We start from the raw sequence: 22,083 nt of genomic DNA, 5'->3' as shown, positions 1-22,083 counted from the left end.
ATGGGTTTGTGAGGAGATTCTGTATTATAACGATTCAATCGCTTCTATTGAATGAAATTATTTACCTGACTCTGCGGATTAAGAGGAGTCTGATCCGATAAGACCAACGTTTTAATCATGTGCTTTGTTCCTTTTTTATATTTCTGAAAATGCTCCGACGCAATATGTGATTTATAAGCCTGCTCACTTGCATAGGTTTCAAGAATCGTAACCTTACACGGATTTTCCTTTTCGGCAACGGCATACATGGTCAATACCCCCGGTTCAGTACGTAATGAAATCTCACCCACTTCCACCGCATATTGCATATATTCCTTTATAAACTCCGGATACACTTCTATTTTCGATAACCTCACAATGCCATCGGGCGACATCGGAAGTTTGGCACACATGCCGGGATTTTTGTCTAAGTTCAAACACTTGCCGATTATTTCTCCCGTAGCAAGATACGAGTACGTCGGAAACTCAAACAACACAGGTTTCAATCGGGTATAATCCAGTTTCCCATCTTGACCGAGCACTTCTGGAGCTGCATAGGTATTAGCTATGGAACAAATAAAATTGTCAAATCCCTCGGTTTCATAAATATCCACCACATCACATTCCATGGTTAATGGTGATTTGTCAATAACCGGAGTACCATTCTCTCCAAAATGATAGTCAAACACCGTCGATTTATCCACCGAATTTCCACTTACACTTCCCACATAATTAGCCGCAGGCAACATTTCACGGCTCACAAGGTTTACAGACAATTTCTTTGACCTCCTTATTCCCTGATTGGTATAATGATGTTTACTCATACTCAGAAGAATACGGTCATGCCCAATAATTCCAGTATGTCCCACTACAAGCCAGTTTACTTTTCCATTGACTACCGCCCCAACCACCGTCATCGGTTTGGGATAAAGCGCCAGTACCGAACCTAAATTTTTCTTTTCCATATCCGTTTCATTTTGCAATATCACACTTTCTTCATTCCTCGTGCTACAGGAGCACACAAGGAACAACAAACATACATACTGAATAAATTTTAGCATAGCATTCTTATTATTTCTGTTACTTATCAATCTGACTCTCGGTAAACGGATCGGCACGATGTCCCATAAGGTCTATTTGTGAATATTCCCTGTCAAATTCCTCCATCTCGTAAACCGTAAGTCGCACATGAGCTGCTCCCAGGAAATCATCGAGGTGGTTCGGATTCGTTGTGCCGGGGATGGGAGCAATCCATGACTTACGCGAAAGCATCCACACCAAGGCAAACTGGGCAGGAGTAATATTCTTTCGCTCTGCCCATTTACGTACAAGTGACACAAGCGGCATATTATGTTTCAAGGCTTCAGGAGTGAATTGTGGCAATGTGGCCCGCCGGTCGGGTTTATTAAAACGACTTTCTTCATGAATCACTCCTGTAAGAAAGGCCCGTCCCAACGGACAATAAGGTACAAAACCAATACCCAGTTCTTCCAGCGTAGGGAATATTTTGGTCTCCGGTTCGCGCCACCAGATGGCATACTCGCTCTGTACGGCCGAAAGCGGACAAACGGCATGCGCCCGACGAATAGAACGCGCACTGGCTTCCGATAATCCCCAGTGCAAGACTTTTCCTTCCTGCATCAGCTTCTTTACCGTGTCTGCTACCTCCTCCATCGGCACCTTCGGGTCCACACGGTGCTGATAAAGCAAGTCTATGTGATCCGTACGCAAGCGTCGCAATGAACCTTCCACTGCCCGGCGAATATGGTCAGGCCGGCTATTCAAGGCTGTGGGTTGCTTCTCTTCCACCCCGAAACCAAACTTCGTACCGATTTTTACTTTGTCACGAAAAGGAGCAAGTGCCTCGCCTACCCACTCCTCACTGGTATAAGGGCCGTACACCTCTGCCGTATCGAAAAAAGTAACTCCCTGATCATAAGCCCGACGAATCAAGGCAATCATATCCTTCTTTTCATACCGTCCACCATAGTAGCCTACCATGGGAAGACAGCCCAGCCCGATAGCCGATACATCCAGTCCGCCCAGATTGCGATGTTCCATATCTCCACGTAAAGACTGCTCCTTACCATCCGATGACTGGGAGAAAACCTTCGATACACCAGTCCACGCACATACCGCGGAGAAGGCGGCTACAGACGACATCTTCAAAAAATCTCTTCTATCCATAATCTGATTTTTTTTACGAGCCACTACGGCTCAACAACTCTCGTAATATTTCCATTTCGTTATCCGTGAGGCGGAAAGGGAAGCTTTCCTTTTCAGGCGCGGGAACCTCGGCTTCCTGCACTAAAAAGCACTGCATCACTCTTTCCGTAGTCGTGTGATAACGGTCTGCCATGAAGCAAACCACTTCATCCTCGTATAAATTGGCGGGAATGTCCATTGCTTTATCCATCTTTCTTGTTTTCTTGATACGGCAAAATTACCCCGACACGGGCAGAAGGCCGTAACAATACCACGGAAGGTCGTACCGTTTTTACGGATTTTACCTGCTCACATGCGGCCAATTGGCTGAGATAATGTATTTTTGTGAAGGGACATCCCGACGAAAACAAAAGAATGGTTATGAGCAAGATTTTGAAAATAAGGAATGTAGGCGACTATAGCCAGTGGGTGGGACACACGGACACGCATCCGCTGGTCAGCGTCATCGACTATGCAGAAGTGTCTCCCGTGCGCCATTGCCTGAACAACTATAGCGTGTATGGCATCTTCTTTCACGACGAGGCGAACATCGACCTGGCCTACGGTTGCGGAAAATACGACTACAAGGAAGGAACCGTCATTTGTGTGGCTCCCGGACAGATAGGAGGAAAGGAAGACAACGGCGAACTGGTCAACCTGACGGGATGGGCCTTGCTCTTCCATCCCGATTTGTTGCAGGGCACGGCACTGGAGAAGCACATCAGGGAGTATTCATTTTTTGACTACCGCGTGAACGAAGCCCTGCACATGACCGACGAGGAGCACGACATCCTCGTGTCGCTGATGCGCCAGATAAAAGATGAGCTACAGAAAAAGCACGATGCGCTTCAGGATGCCATCCTCGTGGGCTACATCGAACTGATGCTGAACTTCTGCCAGCGTTTCTACAACCGCCAGTTCATCACCCGCAAGCTGGTCAATTCGGACATGCTCATGAAGTTCGACCAGCTGCTGCGCGATTACTACGAAGAGAAAATCCAGCTTACCTCGGGCATGCCCACCGTGCAATACTGTGCCGACAAGCTATGCATGTCGGCCAACTATTTCGGCGACCTTATCAAGAAGATGACCGGAGACACGGCCAGCAACTACATCCGCCAGGACCTCATCCAGCGAGTAAAAAACGAACTCGCCAGCGGGGCAAACATCTCACAAGTGGCCTACGAATTAGGCTTTGAATACCCCCAGCACCTGAGCCGTATGTTCAAGAAGTTCTGCGGATATACCCCGACCGACTACCTCAGACAGATACAGAAAAAGCCCGGCTGCTGATTGTTTCGGCAACCGGGCTCTCCCGTCTCTGTACACATGACACATCATTTCAGGTACGTCTGGAAGAAGTGCGTAATCTTGTCAAAAGGAATCACATCCAGCTGGTCGTACAGGTCAACGTGGTTGGCTCCCGGAATAATCAGCAACTCCTTGTTGTCACCCTTCAGCTTCTTGAAGGCATCTTCACTGAAGTAGCGCGAATGAGCTTTCTCTCCGTGAATCATGAGCACGGCACTACGTATCTCATCGCTATACGACAGGATGGGCATGTTCATGAACGACAAGGAAGAAGTCTTGTTCCACCCGTTGTTGGAGTTCAGCGAACGCTTGTGATAACCGCGCGGGGTCTTGTAATATCCGTAATAGTCTTTCACAAACTGGGGAGCATCGTCGGGAAGCGGGTCTACCACCCCACCGGCCAGCGCATACGTGCCCTTGCGGTAGTCTTCCGTACGCTGGGCGTTGAGCTGCTTGCGAAGCTCATAGCGCGCATCGGCATCCATGGCATCGAAATAACCGTTGGCATTCACCCGACTCATGTCGTACATCGTTGCGGTGACGGTAGCCTTGATGCGCGTGTCGATGGCCGCCGCATTCAGTGCCATGCCTCCCCATCCGCAGATGCCCAGTATCCCGATACAGTCGGCATCCACCTGCGCGCAGGTAGAAAGGAAGTCCACCGCCGCACAGAAGTCCTCCGTATTGATGTCCGGAGACGCCACATAACGGGGTTCACCCCCACTCTCACCGGTGTACGAAGGGTCGAAGGCAATGGTCAGAAATCCGCGTTCGGCCAGTGTCATGGCATACAGGCCCGACGATTGTTCCTTCACCGCTCCGAAAGGTCCGCTCACGGCAATGGCCGGAAGTTTTCCCTCGGCCTGCTTGGGCACGTACATGTCGGCCGCCAGCGTAATGCCATAGCGGTTGGTAAAAGTCACTTTCCGGTGGTTCACCTTGTTGCTCAACGGGAACACCTTGTCCCATTCATGTGTCAAATTCAAACTCTTTTCCATCTTCATCTCCGATTTTAAACCGTCCGTTGTGGCAAGCAGGCTACCCGTAGTCAGAAGCCAGACCGCCGATGCCGCGCACAACGTCTTCCACAATATTTCCATATAGTTATCACTCTATTATTCTACGAAGGCAAAAATAACACAAAAGCCCCACAGAGACATTTCCGTGAGGCTCAAATATCGTTTCTGAAAAGTTCAAATGCACGAAGGGGCACCCAATGCCGTGGGCGGGATGCCGTAGCGTTTCTTGAAGGCCGTAGAGAAGTGCGAGGGGTTCTTGAAGCCCACCTCCGCATAGACGTCGACCACCTTCCGCCGTTCTTCCTTCAGCAGGTGATAGGCCACTTCCAGGCGCTTGCGAATCAGCCATTTCTCGGGTGTCAGCTCGCTCACCTTCTTGAAGTCACGCTTGAAGGTGGCCAGGCTACGTCCCGTGTAATGCGCCAGCTCCTCTAAGGTGAACTCGTACATGTAGTTCTCGTTCATGAAGTCAAGAATGTCCATCTTCCACGGTGTACTGAAGTCGAACAACGCGGTCATGAAGCGCTTGTCAGTATGAAGCAGGGCCAACAATCCTTCCTGCAACTTCAGTTGCATCACGTCATCCTGCGGTTTCACTTCCGGATTGAAGTAAGGAGTCATTGAAGCAAACAGGCTCTCAATCTCAGCCGAAGGAGGAAGTTTCATCACGCCGGGCACGAACCTCTCCACAGGCTCTGCCTTGTCCGTGTGGCGGGCATACTTTCCGTACATTTCCCGAAGGAAAGAACGGGTAAAGCACATATAAATCCCGCAATACTGCTCCCCGCCCGAGGCTTTCTTGTACATGGTCACACGATGGTCGCGCGGAATGAACACGCACTCTCCTTTTCCCACGTGTATCTGTCGGTGCCCATCGTCGAGCACCATCTCGCCCGACAAGACATAGTTCATGGCGTATTCTCTGGAACGGTGCACGCACGCATCGGCATCATCATAGAAAAAGCTGAAGAACACATTCTGGTAATTGAATATGACTTTCATGGGGTTATGGCATGAGGTCGTAGGTTCTGCTGTCATCTTATTTTTAGTTTTAGCGATACAGAAATTCTCTTTCTAGTAGAGTTCCATGCACGTAATAAATGAACTCTATCCCTAATGGGAAAAATCGAATATATCGCAAAGATACGAATAAAAAGCTAATCCCGTTTCTTTCATCCTATTATTCAACGGATTAAGAGATATGATTTTCTCAATCTATTATAATTTTCGGCACATTTCTAAAGCCCAAAATCTATCCTCAAAAACACAAGTGCATTTGAAAACAAACGCAAAGGCGTTTAAAGAAAAACTCCTTTGCGTTTTGAGCAAAACGTCAAGGCGTTTCATCCAAAACACAAAGGAGTCTTTTCAGGGTATCAAAAGTCTACAAACCACTCGTCTCAGACGGGCAGTCTGTACACCTTATTATATATTAGTAACCCAGTTCTTTTTCAAGAGCGTTGTATTTTTCCTTGTCAAGCTTCCAGTAGATGTTCAGCAAGTACTGACCCCACAACTGACGGTTGTCTGGTTTAGCTTCTTTTGCTTTTTCATAGAAAGGAAGTGCTTTTTCGTACAGTTCCTTAATCTTAGCTTCGTTAGCTGCATACTTCGGATCGTCCATAGAAAGCTTAGAGTTTTCTTCTACGATTTCCTGAGCCGGGAAGAATGAGCAGTCACCAATCTTAGAATAAGCTTCAGCTACGAAATCCTTACCTTCTGCAATAATCTGGTTGAATGTAGCGATGGCACCTTCGTAGTCTTTCTTTTCATACTGAAGCACACCCTTCACGTACATGAAGTACGGAGTAGAATTCTTAGCCAATACGGCATCCATCTGAGCCAGACCTTCGTCAATCTTACCTTTCTGAATGTAATAGTCCATCAGGTTACCGATGAAGTATTCCTGTGACGGGAATTTTTCTACACCTTCCTGGATAGTAGTCAACCATTTTGCTGAGTCAGGAGTTTCACCTTTTCCGTAAGCTTCTGCCAAGCACATCAGTGAACGGTAACCTTCTTCTTTGTGTTCCTTACCGATAGTAGCGTATTTAATTACGGCTGCATTATCTTTCAATGAATTAGCGGCAAGAGCAGCATAGTTGGCAATCAACGGAGTCAGCGTGTCGTTCTTCACAGCATCTTCGTCAGCGAACAACGGGTTCTGCGGAGCGTCTACATACAGACCGAAGAATTTCAATGCGTTGGCATAGTTACCTGCATTGTAAGCGTCAGAACCGGCGTTAGTCAACTGAGGACGTACAGTAACCAGAGCCTTAGCCAGTTTCTTTCTCAGTTTCGGTTTTTTCAGTTCACCGCTCTTTACCTTAGCCTGTTCTACTTCGTCACATTTTGTGTAATATTCGAACATTTTAGCCAAGCTGTTATACAATTTAGCGGTATCAGCCTGACCACCCGGCAAATACAATTTCATGTTTTCATCGTCATAGATAGACTTCTGGAAATCACCAGCCAGCTTCCATGTTTCAGGATCATTGGCAGTAGAAGGATCTGTCAAAGCAGGTTCGATGATTTGTGCTGCCTTCACGGGATCGCTCTTGGCAGATTTAGCTTCCTTTACCACGCTTTCCTGAGCAGAAACAGCGCATGCGGTAAAGAACAAAGCGGCTGAGAATAATACTTTTTTCATAAGGTTTAAATTTAGTAATACAAATATTCAAGTTAGTTTTTGTCCGGATTATTCATTCGGTTCGTCCGTAGCGGGCTGAATGGTTTCTCCGTCGGCGGGCTGGATATCCGTTGCCGGAGTTTCTTCTTCTTGCTGAACTTCTTCTTCGTTTTCAGAAGCTACCTTACATACGGAACCAATCTGGTCGTTACGCTTTTCAAGGTCAATCAGGCGCACACCCTGTGTAGCACGTCCCATGATGCGCACATCAGCTACCTTCAAACGGATAGTGATACCCGACTTGTTGATAATCATCAGGTCGTTTTCATCGGTTACAGACTTGATAGCTACCAGGCTTCCGGTCTTATCCGTAATGTTCAGTGTCTTCACACCCTTTCCGCCACGGTTAGTCTTACGGTAGTCTTCAATATCCGAACGCTTGCCGTAACCATTTTCAGACACCACCATAATGGTTTCCGTTTCAGGGTCTTTGATACAAATCATTCCGATTACTTCATCCTGACCGTCTTCATCGAGTGTGATACCGCGTACACCGGTAGCCGTACGTCCCATTTCGCGTACCGCGCTTTCATGGAAACGGATGGCACGACCGTTACGGTTGGCAATCACGATTTCATTGTTTCCGTTAGTCATACGTACTTCAATCACACGGTCATCTTCGCGGATAGTGATGGCGTTCACACCATTCTGACGCGGACGAGAATACTGTTCGAGCAACGTTTTCTTGATGACACCGTTCTTCGTACAGAAAAGTACATAGTGACTATTGATGAATTCCGTGTCGTTCAGGTTCTTCACACGCAAGTAAGCCGTTACCACATCGTCTGCCTCAATGTTCAGCAGGTTCTGGATGGCACGTCCCTTCGAAGTCTTGTTGCCTTCCGGAATTTCATATACTTTGAGCCAGTAGCACTTACCCTTCTGCGTGAAGAACAGAAGCGTATTGTGCATAGTAGCCGGATAGATATGTTCAATGAAGTCTTCGTTACGGGTTTCACTTCCCTTCGAGCCTACGCCGCCACGGTTCTGCGCACGGAACTCAGAAAGCGGTGTACGCTTGATGTATCCCATGTGCGAGATGGTGATGACCATTTCGTCATCGGCATAGAAATCTTCCGGATTGAACTCTTCCGAAGCATATACGATTTCCGAACGACGGTTGTCGCCGTATTTTTCTTTCACTTCAAGCAGCTCGTCCTTGATGACCTTCTTGCAGAGTTCCTCGTTACTCAGAATTTCTTCGAAATAAGCGATTTGCTTCATCAGGTCTTCGTATTCGGCATGGAGCTGATCCTGCATCAGGCCGGTGAGCTGACGCAAGCGCATTTCTACGATAGCACGTGCCTGGATTTCGCTCAGGTTGAAGCGGGCCATCAGGTTCGTGATAGCTTCGTTCGGAGTCTTAGCAGCACGGATAATGCGGATTACCTCGTCAATATTGTCTGAAGCGATAATCAATCCTTCCAGGATATGCGCACGTTCCTTGGCCTTGCGCAAGTCGTAACGTGTACGACGGATTACCACTTCGTGACGGTGTTCCACGAAATATTTGATCAGTTCCTTCAGGTTGAGCAGACGCGGACGGCCATGAACCAGGGCCACGTTGTTCACACCGAAAGAAGTCTGAAGCATGGTCATCTTGTAAAGCTTGTTGAGCACTACGCTGGCGTTGGCGTCACGCTTGATGTCGATGACGATACGCATACCTTCGCGGTCGGTTTCGTCGTTCACATTTGAAATGCCTTCGATTTTCTTATCGTTTGACAAATCAGCAATGCTCTTGATCAACTCAGCCTTGTTCACACCGTACGGAATCTCAGTCACAACAATCTTGTCGTGTGTAGGATGCGATTCGATTTCGGCCTTGGCACGCATTACCACACGTCCACGTCCGGTTTCGTAGGCATCGCGCACACCGCTGATACCATAAATATATCCTCCGGTCGGGAAGTCAGGCGCCTTAATGTACTGCATCAAGCCGTCTACGTCGATTTCATTGTTATCGATGTATGCCACGCAAGCGTCAATGACTTCACGCAGGTTGTGTGTCGGCATATTGGTAGCCATACCTACGGCGATACCCGAAGCACCGTTCACCAGCAGGTTCGGGATGCGGGTCGGCATAACGGTAGGTTCCTGCAACGTATCGTCAAAGTTGTTGGTAAAGTCTACGGTCTCCTTGTAAAGGTCCTGCATCATCTCCTCACCAATCTTCTTCAGACGAGCCTCCGTATATCGCATGGCAGCGGCACTATCTCCGTCGATAGAACCGAAGTTACCCTGACCGTCGACCAGCGGATAACGCATCGCCCAGTCCTGTGCCATACGCACCAGGGCACCATATACAGACGAGTCGCCGTGAGGGTGATACTTACCCAATACTTCACCTACGATTCTGGCTGCTTTTTTATACGGTTTGTCGGATGTGTTTCCCAGTTCCATCATTCCGTAAAGAATACGGCGGTGAACGGGCTTGAATCCGTCTCTTACATCAGGGAGGGCGCGTGCCACGATTACAGACATAGAGTAATCAATGTACGACGACTTCATTTCCTCTTCGATGTTGATTTTTATAATTCTGTCTTGTTCTTGCATTTAATACATTATTAATTATACTTCCTTTCAAGGCTTGTGAAAAACCATGCTAAAGTACGACTTTTAGCGGATATACAAAAACTTTTCCACCAAAAAATACGTATAAGACTGCATTTGGAGACACTTATAGGAAATGTGGCACGCATTTTGTTAAATAGAAAGAAAGACTTGATGAAGAGTCTTTATAATAATGTATATTTGCAAGCCTATTTTGAATATAAACGATTGGAGAAGATATGAATTTGATGAGCAACGAATTTACACAACAAGTGTCCGACATCGTCGTTTACGGGAAAGAGGAGGCCAACCGCCTTCAGAACGACCATATCGAACCGGAACATCTGCTATTGGGCATCTTGCGCGATGGAGAGTGTAAAGCCGCCGAAATATTGAAATCGTTCTACCTGGACTTGAAAGGTATCAAGAACGAACTGGAAATACAATTACGGGAGAAATCCATACAGGAAAACTATTCACAAGACATCACATTCAGCGAGGAAGCATCCAAGATACTGACACTAAGCAAACTGGAAGCCAAGCTGATGAATAACGAGAAAGTAGACACCCCTCATATTTTATTAGCCATTATGAGAGACAACCAGAATAACGCATATAAGATATTGGATAAGAACGACGTAACTTACGAAAAGATAATAGACCGTCTGAAGCAGGAGGAAGCTCCTTTTGACGGACTGGATTTCAATGACGACGAAGAAGAGGAAGGCATCGGACGCCGCGGAAACGCAGACAAGAGCAACGATGGCTTCGGCTCTTCCGCTAACCGCCAGACCACTCAAACCGAACAGAAACAAGCAGAGGGAGGCACCCCCTACCTCGATAATTACGGCATCGACCTGACCAAGGCGGCCGAAAGTGGAAAACTCGACCCCGTGGTAGGCCGTGAGAAGGAAATTGAGCGTATCGCACAGATTCTGAGCCGCCGCAAGAAGAACAACCCGATTCTGATTGGTGAACCGGGCGTGGGAAAATCGGCCATCGCCGAAGGTCTGGCACTCCGCATCGTGGAAAAACGGGTTTCGCGTGCCTTGTTCGGCAAGCGCATCGTTTCGCTCGACATGACGGCTGTAGTGGCCGGAACCAAATATCGAGGGCAATTTGAAGAACGCATTCGTGCCATTCTGACAGAAGTAAAGAAACATCCTGATGTCATTCTGTTCATTGATGAGATACATACCATCGTGGGAGCCGGCTCGGCAGCTGGTTCCATGGATGCGGCCAACATGTTGAAGCCGGCACTGGCACGTGGAGAAATCCAATGCATCGGAGCCACCACCCTCGATGAGTACCGCAAGAACATCGAAAAAGACGGGGCACTGGAACGCCGCTTCCAAAAGGTGCTGGTGGAACCGACCTCACCGGAAGAGACTTTGCAGATTCTCCGGAACATCAAGGATAAATACGAGGAGCATCATAACGTAACTTACACGGACAAGGCGCTGGAGGCTTGCGTACGCCTGACCGACCGTTATGTGACCGACCGCTATTTCCCCGACAAGGCCATCGATGCCATGGACGAAGCGGGTTCTCGCATCCACCTCACCCACATCTCCGTACCTCGGGAAATTGAGGAGCAGGAACGACTGATTGAGGAAGCACAACAACATAAGAATGAGGCCATTCGCTTGCAGAACTTCGAGCTGGCCGCCAGCTTCCGTGACCGTGAGAACCAATATACGGAACAATTGGAACGCCTGAAAAATGAATGGAAAGAGAAGTTGAAAGACAACCGGGAAACTGTAGACGCGCCACAGATAGAGGAAGTGGTTTCCATGATTTCGGGTGTGCCCGTACAACGCATGGCGCAAGCGGAAGGTGTACGGTTGAAAGGCATGAAGCAGGCATTACTTTCGAAGGTCATCGGACAAGACAAAGCGGTAGAGACACTGGTAAGAAGTATCCAGCGGAGCCGTGTGGGACTGAAGGACCCGAACAAGCCTATCGGTACGTTCCTTTTCTTAGGACCGACGGGTGTAGGAAAGACGCACCTGGCAAAAGAGCTGGCCAAGAACATGTTCGGCACTACCGATGCCATTATCCGTATCGACATGAGCGAATACATGGAGAAATTCACCGTGTCACGTCTGGTCGGAGCTCCTCCGGGATACGTGGGCTACGAAGAAGGCGGACAACTGACAGAGAAGGTGCGCCGTCATCCCTACTCTATCGTGTTGCTGGATGAAATCGAGAAGGCTCACTCCGACGTGTTCAACATGTTGTTGCAGGTGATGGACGAAGGCCGGTTGACGGATAGCCTGGGACGGACCGTGGATTTCAAGAATACCATTATCATCATGACGTCCAACATTGGTACGCGCCAGTTGAAGGAATTCGGCAAAGGCATCGGCTTCACAGCACAGACTGGAGAAAACGAAAAAGAGCATGCCAACAGCGTGATCCGCAAGGCCTTGAACAAATCATTCGCTCCCGAATTCATCAACCGTCTGGATGAAATCGTGACCTTCGACCAGCTGGACATCGCGTCACTGGAGAAAATCATTGACATCGAGCTGGCGGGACTCTACAAGCGTATCGAAGGTTGTGGCTACCATCTTCTGCTCGACCAGGAGGCTAAGCGTTTCGTGGCAGAAAAGGGCTACGACGTACAGTTCGGTGCCCGCCCGTTGAAACGTTCTATCCAGAACCATCTGGAAGACGGACTGGCAGAGCTGATTATCAACGAAGAACCGCAGACGGGCGATACCTTGCATGTGTACATGAACGCCCAAGGCGACGGAGTGGAAATGAAAGTAGAAAAAGCTTAACGGAATTCTGACAGAATTTCGGCATACAGACAAAATGTCAGGTACAAACGTATCTGGCATTTTTTTTGTGTAAGAACTGGAAAAAATTTTATTCGAACAATCATAAAAAACAAAGAGATATGCAAAAAGGTAATATCGGGGTTACAACAGAAAACATATTCCCCATCATAAAGAAGTTCTTGTATAGCGACCATGAAATTTTCCTCCGTGAACTGGTTTCCAATGCGGTGGATGCAACTCAGAAATTGAAGACTCTGGCCGCTACGGGCGATTTTAAAGGTGAACTGGGCGATTTGACGGTACGTGTAAAGGTGGACAAGGAAAACGGTACCATCACTATCAGCGACCGTGGTCTGGGTATGACGGCCGAAGAAATCGACAAGTACATCAACCAGATTGCCTTCTCAGGAGCTAATGACTTCCTGGAAAAATACAAGGACGATGCCAATGCCATCATCGGTCACTTCGGTCTGGGATTCTACTCAGCCTTCATGGTAGCTAAGACAGTAGACATCGTAACTCTTTCTTATAAGGAAGGTGCCAAGGCCGTGAAATGGAGCTGTGATGGAAGTCCTGAGTTTACCCTTGAAGAAACAGAACGTAGCGACCGTGGAACCGACATCATCCTGCACGTGGATGAAGATTGCAAGGAATTCCTGGAAGAATCTCGCTTGCAGGGCCTGCTCACCAAGTATTGTCACTTCCTGGCCGTACCGGTAGCCTTTGGCAAAAAGAAAGAATGGAAAGACGGCAAGCAGGTAGAAACAGAAGAAGACAACCTGATTAACGACACTTGTCCTATCTGGACCAAGAAACCGTCGGACTTGAAGGAAGAGGATTACAAGAAATTCTACCGCGACCTGTATCCGATGGCCGACGAACCGTTGTTCTGGATTCACCTGAATGTAGACTATCCGTTCAACCTGACCGGTGTGCTCTACTTCCCGAAAATCAAGAGCAACATCGATTTGCAGCGTAACAAGATTCAGTTGTATTGCAACCAGGTATATGTGACCGACTCAGTAGAAGGTATCGTGCCCGACTTCCTGACCCTGCTTCACGGTGTCATCGATTCTCCGGACATTCCGTTGAACGTTTCTCGTTCTTACTTGCAGAGCGATTCGAACGTGAAGAAGATTTCTACTTACATCACGAAGAAGGTATCCGACCGCTTGCAATCTATCTTCAAGAACGACCGTAAGGAATTTGAAGAGAAATGGGACGACCTGAAGATTTTCATCAACTATGGTATGCTGACTCAGGAAGATTTCTATGAAAAGGCTTCCAAGTTTGCTTTGTTCAAGGATACAGATAACAAGTATTACACCTTCGAAGAATACCAGACATTGATTAAGGATAATCAGACCGACAAGAACGGCAGCCTGATTTACCTCTATGCCAACAACCTGGACGAACAGTACACTTACATCGATGCTGCCAAGAACAAAGGCTACAACGTATTGCTCATGGACGGCCAGCTGGACGTACCGATGATCAACATGCTGGAACAGAAGTTCGAAAAGAGTCACTTCACCCGTGTGGATAGCGACATCGTAGACCGCCTGATTGTGAAAGAAGACCAAAAGGGCGAAGAACTTCCTCACGACAAGCAGGAAGTGCTCAGTTCTCTGTTCAAGGGACAGATGCCGAAGGTAAAGAAAACGGAATTCCACGTAGAAGCACACGCACTGGGCGAAAACAATGCGCCGATTGTCATCACACAGGCCGAATACATGCGCCGTATGAAAGACATGGCCAGCATCCAGCCGGGTATGAGTTTCTATGGTGAAATGCCCGACATGTTCAATCTGGTATTGAATAGCGACCACCGCCTGATTAAGCAGGTATTGAGCGATGCCGAAACGGCTTGTGCGGAAAAACTCGTACCGGTAGAGTCTGAAATCGCCATGCTGACACTCCGTCGTAACGAGCTCCAGAAAGCGCAGGAAGGAAAGAAGGATGAAGAAATCCCGACTGCCGAAAAAGACGAACTGAACGATGTAGAAAAGAAGATTGAAGCTCAAAAGACTGAAAAGGAAAACATTCTGAACGGTTATGCCGCCGGCAACAAAGTGGTTCACCAGCTTATCGACCTGGCCTTGTTGCAAAACAACATGCTGAAGGGTGAAGCCCTGACCAACTTTGTAAAACGAAGTGTGGAAATGATCTGATTTTCCCCTGTAAAATAAGGAAAGCCATTCTTGCAGGTATGCAGGAATGGCTTTTTTTGTGCTTTTTATGCCCGTGGATAGAAGATAATTTGTACTTTTGCCCAGAAACACGCAAGCAAACAACCATGGGAAACAAAACCGAATTGATATTAATCCGCATCAGCGGAGTGGACCGACCGGGACTGACCGCATCGGTAACTGCCATCTTGTCTAAATATCAGGTAGACATTATGGACATCGGACAAGCTGACATTCATAGCACCTTGTCACTGGGTATTCTTTTCAAATGTTCCGACCAGGATTCCGGAAATATCATGAAGGAATTGCTTTTCAAGGCTTCTGACTTGGGTATCAATATCCGCTTCTATCCTATCAGCGACGAAGAGTATGAAACGTGGGTCAACCTGCAAGGAAAGAACCGCTACATTCTGACGCTATTGGGCAGAAAACTTACGGCACAACAGATTGCCGGTGCTACCAAGCTTTTAGCAGAGCAACAACTGAACATCGACGGTATCCGGCGTCTGACCGGACGTATTCCCCTGGACGAGAAAAAGGCAAACGTGAGAGCCTGCATCGAATTTTCGGTGAGGGGTACTCCCAAAGACCGTGAAGAGTTACAAAGCCAGCTCATGCAGCTCAGTGCTTCACTGGGCATGGACTTCTCGTTCCAGCAAGACAATATGTACCGCCGTATGCGCCGTCTGATTTGCTTTGATATGGATTCCACGCTTATTGAAACAGAGGTCATCGACGAACTGGCCATACGGGCCGGTGTGGGCGACCAGGTGAAAGCCATCACAGAAAGAGCCATGCGCGGCGAAATCGACTTCTGCGAAAGTTTCAAGGAACGTGTGGCCCTGCTCAAGGGATTGGATGAGAGCGTGATGCGCGACATTGCCGAACATCTCCCGATTACCGAAGGGGTGGAACGCCTGATGTTCGTCCTCAAGCGCTACGGATACAAGATTGCCATTCTGTCGGGAGGTTTCACCTATTTCGGCAACTACCTGAAAGAGAAATTCGGCATTGACTATGTGTACGCCAACCAGCTGGAAATCGTGGACGGCAAGCTGACCGGCCGCTATTTAGGTGACATCGTAGACGGAAAACGAAAGGCTGAACTGCTTCGTCTGCTGGCACAGGTAGAAAACGTGGACATCGCACAGACGATTGCCGTGGGCGATGGAGCCAACGACCTGCCCATGCTTTCTACGGCAGGACTGGGAATCGCCTTTCATGCCAAACCGAAGGTGGTGGCCAATGCGCAACAGGCCATCAATACCATCGGACTGGATGGCGTGTTGTATTTCTTAGGATTCAAGGATTCCTATCTGGACGAGCGCGGCAAATTATAATGACAAGATAACATTACTATATGAAGTTTTCGGAACTGAACTTAGAAGATAGCGTCCTCGATGCCTTGGACGCAATGAATTTCCAGGAATGTACGCCCGTGCAGGAACACACCATCCCTGTCATCCTGGAAGGAAAAGACCTGATTGGCGTGGCCCAGACAGGTACGGGAAAAACGGCGGCCTACCTGCTTCCGGTGTTGAACCAGTTGAGCAAGGGAGGTTATCCGGAGGATGCCATCAATTGCATCATCATGTCGCCCACCCGTGAGCTGGCCATGCAGATTGACCAGCAGATGGAGGGTTTCTCCTATTTCATGCCGGTGTCAAGCGTAGCAGTGTACGGAGGAAACGACGGTATCCGTTTTGAGCAGGAAAAGAAAGGACTGACTTTGGGAGCGGATGTGGTAATCGCTACTCCGGGACGTCTGATCAGCCACTTAAGCTTAGGTTATGTGGACCTGTCGAAAGTATCCTTCTTCATCCTCGACGAAGCAGACCGCATGCTCGATATGGGATTCTCGGACGACATCATGCAGATTGTCAAATATCTTCCGAAAGAACGGCAGACCATCATGTTCTCTGCCACTATGCCGACCAAAATCCAGCAACTGGCCAAGACCATTCTTCACGACCCGGTGGAAGTGAAACTGGCCGTATCCAAGCCGGCGGAAAAAATCATTCAGGCCGCTTACATCTGCTACGAGGCACAGAAACTGGGCATCATCCAGTCGCTGTTCCAGTCCCAGCAACCGGAGCGTGTTATCATCTTTGCCTCTTCCAAGCTGAAGGTAAAAGAAGTAACCAAGGCCCTGAAGCGCATGAAGCTGAACGTAGGCGAAATGCACTCTGACCTGGAGCAGAGCCAGCGTGAGGAAATCATGCACGAGTTCCGCAACCGCCGCATCGACATCCTGGTAGCTACCGACATCGTGGCCCGTGGTATCGACATCGACGACATCCGCCTGGTCATCAACTACGACGTGCCGCATGACAGCGAGGACTACGTACACCGCATCGGACGTACAGCCCGTGCCAATAACGACGGATGTGCCATCACTTTTGTAAGTGAAACCGAGCAGACCCGTTTCAAGCAAATCGAAACATTCTTAGGAAAAGATATTTACAAACTCCCCGTGCCTGAAGAACTGGGCGAAGGTCCGGTATATGCTCCCCGCACCTCCAGAAAAGAAGGAGGCAAACAGGTGAAGAATTTCTCCCGCAACAAAAAAGGCGGATGGAAAAAGAAAGGGGGAAACCAAGCAAAAAAACAGGGAGAAAGAACGGTTAAGAACTGATTACCACATTTCTCTGACAGCATAAAAGAAGCCCGTACAAGTTCTGTGAAAGTTCAAGAACTTGTACGGGCTTTTCTTATAAGAGGATTCTGCAACCGCCCTGGAAAAACCCACTCTTCTATACCGTGTTATTAGCGGAATTTCTTAATGTGAGTCCCCAAAACGCGTCTTCAGAAAGTCTGCCAGATTATAAGTTCCAACCTGCCCCGTTGAAATACTCCCGTCTTTCTCTACCACCACATAATGAGGGATACCGTTAAACTGGAAGAGCTCTCGCATATACTTGTATTCCGTATCCGTGAGACGGAAACAAGCTTCACCTTTCAAATGCTTTTCTACATATTCCGCATAAGCTTTCTCAGGAGATTCTGCTTCGCTCGTGATGTAAACAAACTGAAATCCGGGATGATTGCGATATTGCTCGCGCAACTTTGCCGTGGCTTGTATACCCTGCCGACAGGGAGCACAAGTAGTAGCCCAGAAATCCACAAACAGTACCTTGCCCGCATAGGGTGCGATGATACGGCGGAAGATGTCGGTAGCTTTTACTTCAGGCAACTTATACGAAGTTTGCTTCGTTACAGGATATAACGTTTTCTGCATCTCACGGACCGTAGCTTGCAGATAAGGGTGACTTATGGTCTTTTCCAGTTGACTGACAAATATTTCAGCATTCTGGGGCTGCTTCAGCACTTCAGACAAGACATAACGCAAGTTACGCACACAGGCTATCTGCCAAAACAAAGACGAAGAAGCACCACACAAACTGTTGACGATACTATCCTTTACCTCACTCATTTTGAGTTGCAAGCGTAACTTCTTTTTATCTTCAGACAACGCTTTGAATTCTTCATCGTTCTGTAATTCTATCTGAATTCTGTAAGCAGGTGTGAGCGGGTCCATGAATTCAAACCGATTGATGAAAGATTTCACATTGGCATTAACCAGTGCAGACTGCTCGTTCAAGGGCATTTCCTTCAGGAACTTATAATAGGAGGCATCAGGCTGCACTTTCAGAACCTGATTGGTGCTATCTTTCTGAGCATAGTAGTTGCGGGCTAACTGGAACTCCAGATACGTATATCCCGCCTGCAAATTCACCTGGTTATGTATCAATGAAACTGCTTTCTGTGAGGGAGCATAGAGACAACTGAGCGAGTCGGCCTGCTGCTGCCATTGAGTGACAACAGGCGTCAGTTGCTCTTGAAATTGGGCCGGCGTCAGTGTTTTCTGCGCCTGAGCCAGTTTGTCATAGGAATAATTGAAGTGCCCGCCCAGCATCATGGCAAGGTATGACAAACCCACATTCTTCCCCATGTAGGCAGTGTGAACAAGTGGATAGTTATGGTCACGCGCCCGACTGCGGGCCATAAGGTCCTCCCAATCAAGATAAAGAGTGATTGTATCTCCCGGTTCGGCGTAGAAAGGAATCCAGGCATTGTTTATCGTCAGATTCTGGCAGACTGGATGCGACAGAACAAACTTGCACTGAAAACTACCGTCGGAGTTAATGGGAACTACCGTGGGATAATCTTTACCAATGATTTCATTAGCCAAGTAGAGGATGCCACTATCAAAACCCAGTCGCATGTCATAACCGTCCAGATAACCTTGCAAACAAACGCTGTCATTACGAAAGAAATCCGTACCATAGCCATTATCGGCTTCCACAGCGGGTATTTCCGGACGAGTACGGACATAACGCTGCGCCTCCCCATGGTCGAGAGCGATAAGGCAGGAGCCATCTTTACGAGGCGTCAACTGCAACGTGACAGCGGAGCCATCGCTACGGCCCAGCGCATTCAGTATCAACCGCTTTCCTTTCTTTCGACATTCAGTCAAGTCGTACAAACGGTTATCCATGATAACGATAGAATCATGAATACCATACACCCAGTGGCCTTGTGTATTGTCGGCAAACCAATTTCCTTCTACCGCTTTCAGGAGAGACTGGTCTTTCTTCTTGGCCGGAACTAACGAAATGTCATAGGTGTTGCTTTCGTTACTATCAGGAGCAATGAGGTGAATGGTCTGAACTTCTTCAGGAAGTGGTTCGAACAACAGAACAAAATCAGTTGACCCTGAATCAGGCATGAAAATTTTCTTCTTCAATTCAATACCCTCAGCACCTATCTGTGAGTAACGCTTGCCCGTGGCAGCATCTTCCAGATAACTGTCACCATCTTCCATAATCCACCAGTGCGGACGAAAGATAACATGAATATAAACCTTAGTACACTTGGATGTACGTTCAATACGGGTAATATTACGGATACTCCCATTACGGGCCTTGAATGCAGGACTATCAATTGTTTGTGCTGTCAGCAATCCCGACAAGAAGAACAAGAAACAAAATAACAATGTTTTCATATAGTATATTATATTAACAGATGTTGCGGTCCGTTTCAATTAGCTACCGCAAATAACTAAAACATTTAGTTTGAAAACTAATTTTTATAGTTAAAACAACTAAAGAATATAGTTTTAAAATAACTTTTCTGTCAAAGAAAAGAAAGCCTGGTAATCAGGAACGAGAAAAGAATAAGAGTTTTCTACGTCTCCCGAACGTAAAACCTACGTTTTCCGTTTCAGAGATGTAGGGTTCTCAGATAGAAAACATAGAGTTCCGCTACGAAAAACATAGAAGTTTCCAAAAGGTTTTCCAGTCAATCTTCTGATGCTTGAAAGTATTATGCCCTTTTAGTTGAAACAAGCAATATTTACGACACTCTGGGAGTAATACAAAGGTTGATAAATGATTTATTTTTCAGATGCATGAATCTTCCGATACTGCATAGGAGTTACCCCATGATGCTGCCGGAAAAGCTTGTTCAAATAGCAGGAGTCTATATACCCCATCCGACTGGCTATCTCCTTGACGCTCATACGGCTGCCTATCAACAGTTCCTCTACCCGCTTCAAACGGCTCTTGGATACATAGAGCCTGAAATCTTCCCCAAAATTACGTTTGAAAAAACGTCCTATGTAGGTAGGTGACAAACGGAATTTCGCAGCCAGCACGCTCAAGCGCAATTGTTCCGGCTGGTCAATATGCTGTTCTATATAAAGCAGCAGATGCTGTGCCTTATCTTCTTCCGGCGCAATCCCAGTGTCGGGCAAATGAAGTCCCCTGGCAGCCAGTAGGATAAGACTGTCCACATAATTCGACCACAACATCTCCGACAATGAACGCTTATGTGAAACCTCCCCGACCAGCAGTCCCACCAGCTGACGAACGGCTTCCTTATCGGGCGACGAAAGTTCCATCCGGAAACCTGACTGTATTTCGAGGGCATGCCCTATGTAGCGGCCGATACAGTCAAGTACATAATTCTCCGTAAACCGGATAAAGACATAGCGACTATGCGTACGGATGGTGTACAAATGTATCCGGTTGGGAGGTACCAGAAAAAGGTCTCCCGCCTCATAGGTATGCCATTCACGCTCGCTCCCCATCGTGTGCGCACAGAAGTCACCGCTTCCTTCCAGGATATATGTCATCTCAAAGAACGAATGCTGATGTTCCCCTATCGGAAACTCATCGTGCTCTCTCAAGAGAATCTCCACCTGCTGATACAGATTTTCCTTCCACATAGTCGTATTCTTCATGATTATAGCACAAAAATACAATTTTTCTCCTTCAGACCTTTCTAACTTTGCAGCGCTTTTTGAAAATCATCAATCGAAGAATATATGGAAAAATTTTGCTGGAAAGGACATGCTTCCATGCTGGGAGCAAATACAATGTGGGGACTGATGTCTCCTCTCTCTAAATTACTTATGGCCGGAGGAGCCGTTACTCCGCTGGTGGTTACAGACCTCCGCATTGGAGGAGCCATGGTGTTGTTCTGGATTGCTTCTTTCTTTCAGAAGCCGGAGCACGTCAACCATAAAGACCTGATTACGCTGTTCTTTGCCTCTCTCTTTGCCATCGTGTTCAATCAGGGATGCTTCATCTTCGGCGTGAGCCTGAGTTCACCGGCCGATGCTTCCATCATCACCACGAGTATGCCGCTATGGGCCATGCTGCTGGCGGCTTTTATTCTGAAAGAACCGATTACCGGCAAGAAAGTGCTGGGCATTGCCTGTGGGGCGGGCGGTGCCTTGTTGCTCATCCTTGGAAGCAGCCAGAACCAGCCGGCCGCCTCGTCTGCCAGCCATACGGCAATATGGGGCGATTTGCTGGTCTTGTTCGCACAATTCTGCTATGCGTTCTACATTGTACGCTTCAAGGATTTTGTCAACAAATATTCGCTCATCACCATCATGAAGTGGATGTTTACCTACTCTTTTATCTGCACGATTCCCTTCTCTGCCAGCGATTTGATGAACGCAGACTGGGGCGGGCTGAAGACGGTGGAAATTGGCAGTCTGACCTTTATCGTGGTAGGTGCTACCTTCGTCAGTTACATGCTGATTGTGGTGGGACAAAAGAATCTCCGTCCTACGGTAGCTGGTATGTACAACTATATCCAGCCGCTTGTGGCCTGTATCGTAGCCGTATGCTGGGGAATGGATTCCTTCAACACGACCAAAATCATTGCCGTGGTACTTATTTTCGGTGGAGTATATCTGGTGACTTCCAGCCGTAGCCGGAAAGAAATGGAGGCTTACAAACAAACGAAACGAGAATAAAACCTTTCACAACCTTTGGATAAGATAGGATGCGGTTCGGGAAAGCCCGGCTGAAAAACTACGTTTTTCGCTTGGCTCTCCT

General features: G+C 47.7%; 15 protein-coding genes. 6 read left to right on the top strand and 9 right to left on the bottom strand.

The window, feature by feature from the left end:
* Window positions 1–44: 44 nt before the first annotated feature.
* The 3 genes from BACPLE_RS01430 to BACPLE_RS01420 are packed head-to-tail and all read right to left on the bottom strand — an operon-like array spanning window position 45 to window position 2,395.
* Window positions 45–1,040, bottom strand: a complete 996-nt coding sequence (locus BACPLE_RS01430; RefSeq protein ID WP_040312358.1) for a flavin reductase — start codon at window positions 1,038–1,040, stop codon at window positions 45–47.
* A 19-nt stretch (window positions 1,041–1,059) separates the two neighbouring features.
* On the bottom strand, window positions 1,060–2,166 hold the full coding sequence (locus BACPLE_RS01425) for an aldo/keto reductase (RefSeq protein WP_040312357.1): 1,107 nt from the start codon (window positions 2,164–2,166) through the stop codon (window positions 1,060–1,062).
* 13 nt (window positions 2,167–2,179) lie between these two features.
* Window positions 2,180–2,395 carry a hypothetical protein gene (locus tag BACPLE_RS01420; protein WP_007558211.1) on the bottom strand — a complete coding sequence of 72 codons (216 nt, stop codon included), beginning with the start codon at window positions 2,393–2,395 and terminating at the stop codon, window positions 2,180–2,182.
* A gap of 170 nt (window positions 2,396–2,565) precedes the next feature.
* Here BACPLE_RS01420 and BACPLE_RS01415 point away from each other — a divergent pair, with 170 nt between their 5' ends.
* The gene (locus BACPLE_RS01415) at window positions 2,566–3,477 is read left to right on the top strand and encodes a helix-turn-helix domain-containing protein (RefSeq protein WP_040312321.1); all 912 of its coding nucleotides are present in this window, start codon (window positions 2,566–2,568) and stop codon (window positions 3,475–3,477) included.
* Between the two features lie 44 nt (window positions 3,478–3,521).
* Here the strand turns inward: BACPLE_RS01415 and BACPLE_RS01410 are convergent, their stop codons facing one another.
* The 4 genes from BACPLE_RS01410 to gyrA form a co-directional block, all read right to left on the bottom strand.
* Entirely contained in the window at window positions 3,522–4,595 is a 1,074-nt protein-coding gene (locus BACPLE_RS01410; protein WP_007558206.1) for an alpha/beta hydrolase, read from the bottom strand.
* 93 nt (window positions 4,596–4,688) lie between these two features.
* A complete protein-coding gene (locus tag BACPLE_RS01405) occupies window positions 4,689–5,516 on the bottom strand; it encodes a helix-turn-helix domain-containing protein (RefSeq protein ID WP_007558204.1) in 828 nt (275 codons plus the stop codon).
* Window positions 5,517–5,946: 430 nt separating this feature from the next.
* On the bottom strand, window positions 5,947–7,164 hold the full coding sequence (locus tag BACPLE_RS01400) for a tetratricopeptide repeat protein (RefSeq protein ID WP_007558203.1): 1,218 nt from the start codon (window positions 7,162–7,164) through the stop codon (window positions 5,947–5,949).
* 48 nt (window positions 7,165–7,212) lie between these two features.
* Window positions 7,213–9,759, bottom strand: coding sequence for a DNA gyrase subunit A (gene gyrA / locus BACPLE_RS01395; RefSeq protein WP_007558201.1), 2,547 nt, complete (start codon window positions 9,757–9,759; stop codon window positions 7,213–7,215).
* Between the two features lie 245 nt (window positions 9,760–10,004).
* Here gyrA and BACPLE_RS01385 point away from each other — a divergent pair, with 245 nt between their 5' ends.
* The 4 genes from BACPLE_RS01385 (at window position 10,005) to BACPLE_RS01370 (ending at window position 17,366) form a co-directional block, all read left to right on the top strand.
* Window positions 10,005–12,542 (top strand): ATP-dependent Clp protease ATP-binding subunit, encoded by a 2,538-nt coding sequence (locus BACPLE_RS01385; RefSeq protein ID WP_040312356.1) that lies wholly within the window; start codon window positions 10,005–10,007, stop codon window positions 12,540–12,542.
* A gap of 119 nt (window positions 12,543–12,661) precedes the next feature.
* Window positions 12,662–14,713, top strand: coding sequence for a molecular chaperone HtpG (gene htpG / locus BACPLE_RS01380; RefSeq protein ID WP_007558188.1), 2,052 nt, complete (start codon window positions 12,662–12,664; stop codon window positions 14,711–14,713).
* A 125-nt stretch (window positions 14,714–14,838) separates the two neighbouring features.
* The gene (gene serB, locus BACPLE_RS01375; protein ID WP_040312320.1) at window positions 14,839–16,071 is read left to right on the top strand and encodes a phosphoserine phosphatase SerB; all 1,233 of its coding nucleotides are present in this window, start codon (window positions 14,839–14,841) and stop codon (window positions 16,069–16,071) included.
* A gap of 20 nt (window positions 16,072–16,091) precedes the next feature.
* Window positions 16,092–17,366, top strand: coding sequence for a DEAD/DEAH box helicase (locus BACPLE_RS01370; RefSeq protein WP_007558184.1), 1,275 nt, complete (start codon window positions 16,092–16,094; stop codon window positions 17,364–17,366).
* A gap of 144 nt (window positions 17,367–17,510) precedes the next feature.
* Here the strand turns inward: BACPLE_RS01370 and BACPLE_RS01365 are convergent, their stop codons facing one another.
* Entirely contained in the window at window positions 17,511–19,736 is a 2,226-nt protein-coding gene (locus BACPLE_RS01365) for a TlpA family protein disulfide reductase (protein ID WP_007558182.1), read from the bottom strand.
* 390 nt (window positions 19,737–20,126) lie between these two features.
* Window positions 20,127–20,975 carry a helix-turn-helix domain-containing protein gene (locus tag BACPLE_RS01360; RefSeq protein ID WP_007558180.1) on the bottom strand — a complete coding sequence of 283 codons (849 nt, stop codon included), beginning with the start codon at window positions 20,973–20,975 and terminating at the stop codon, window positions 20,127–20,129.
* An 84-nt stretch (window positions 20,976–21,059) separates the two neighbouring features.
* On the opposite strand from BACPLE_RS01360, the gene BACPLE_RS01355 reads away from it, so the two are divergent.
* Window positions 21,060–22,001 (top strand): DMT family transporter, encoded by a 942-nt coding sequence (locus BACPLE_RS01355; RefSeq protein ID WP_040312318.1) that lies wholly within the window; start codon window positions 21,060–21,062, stop codon window positions 21,999–22,001.
* The last annotated feature ends 82 nt before the right edge of the window (window positions 22,002–22,083 follow it).

The sequence above is a fragment of the Phocaeicola plebeius DSM 17135 genome, from assembly GCF_000187895.1.
GTDB classification, from domain to species: Bacteria; Bacteroidota; Bacteroidia; order Bacteroidales; family Bacteroidaceae; genus Phocaeicola; species Phocaeicola plebeius.
Note: the sequence above shows the minus strand (reverse complement) of the source record. Positions and strands in the feature narration are given on the sequence as shown.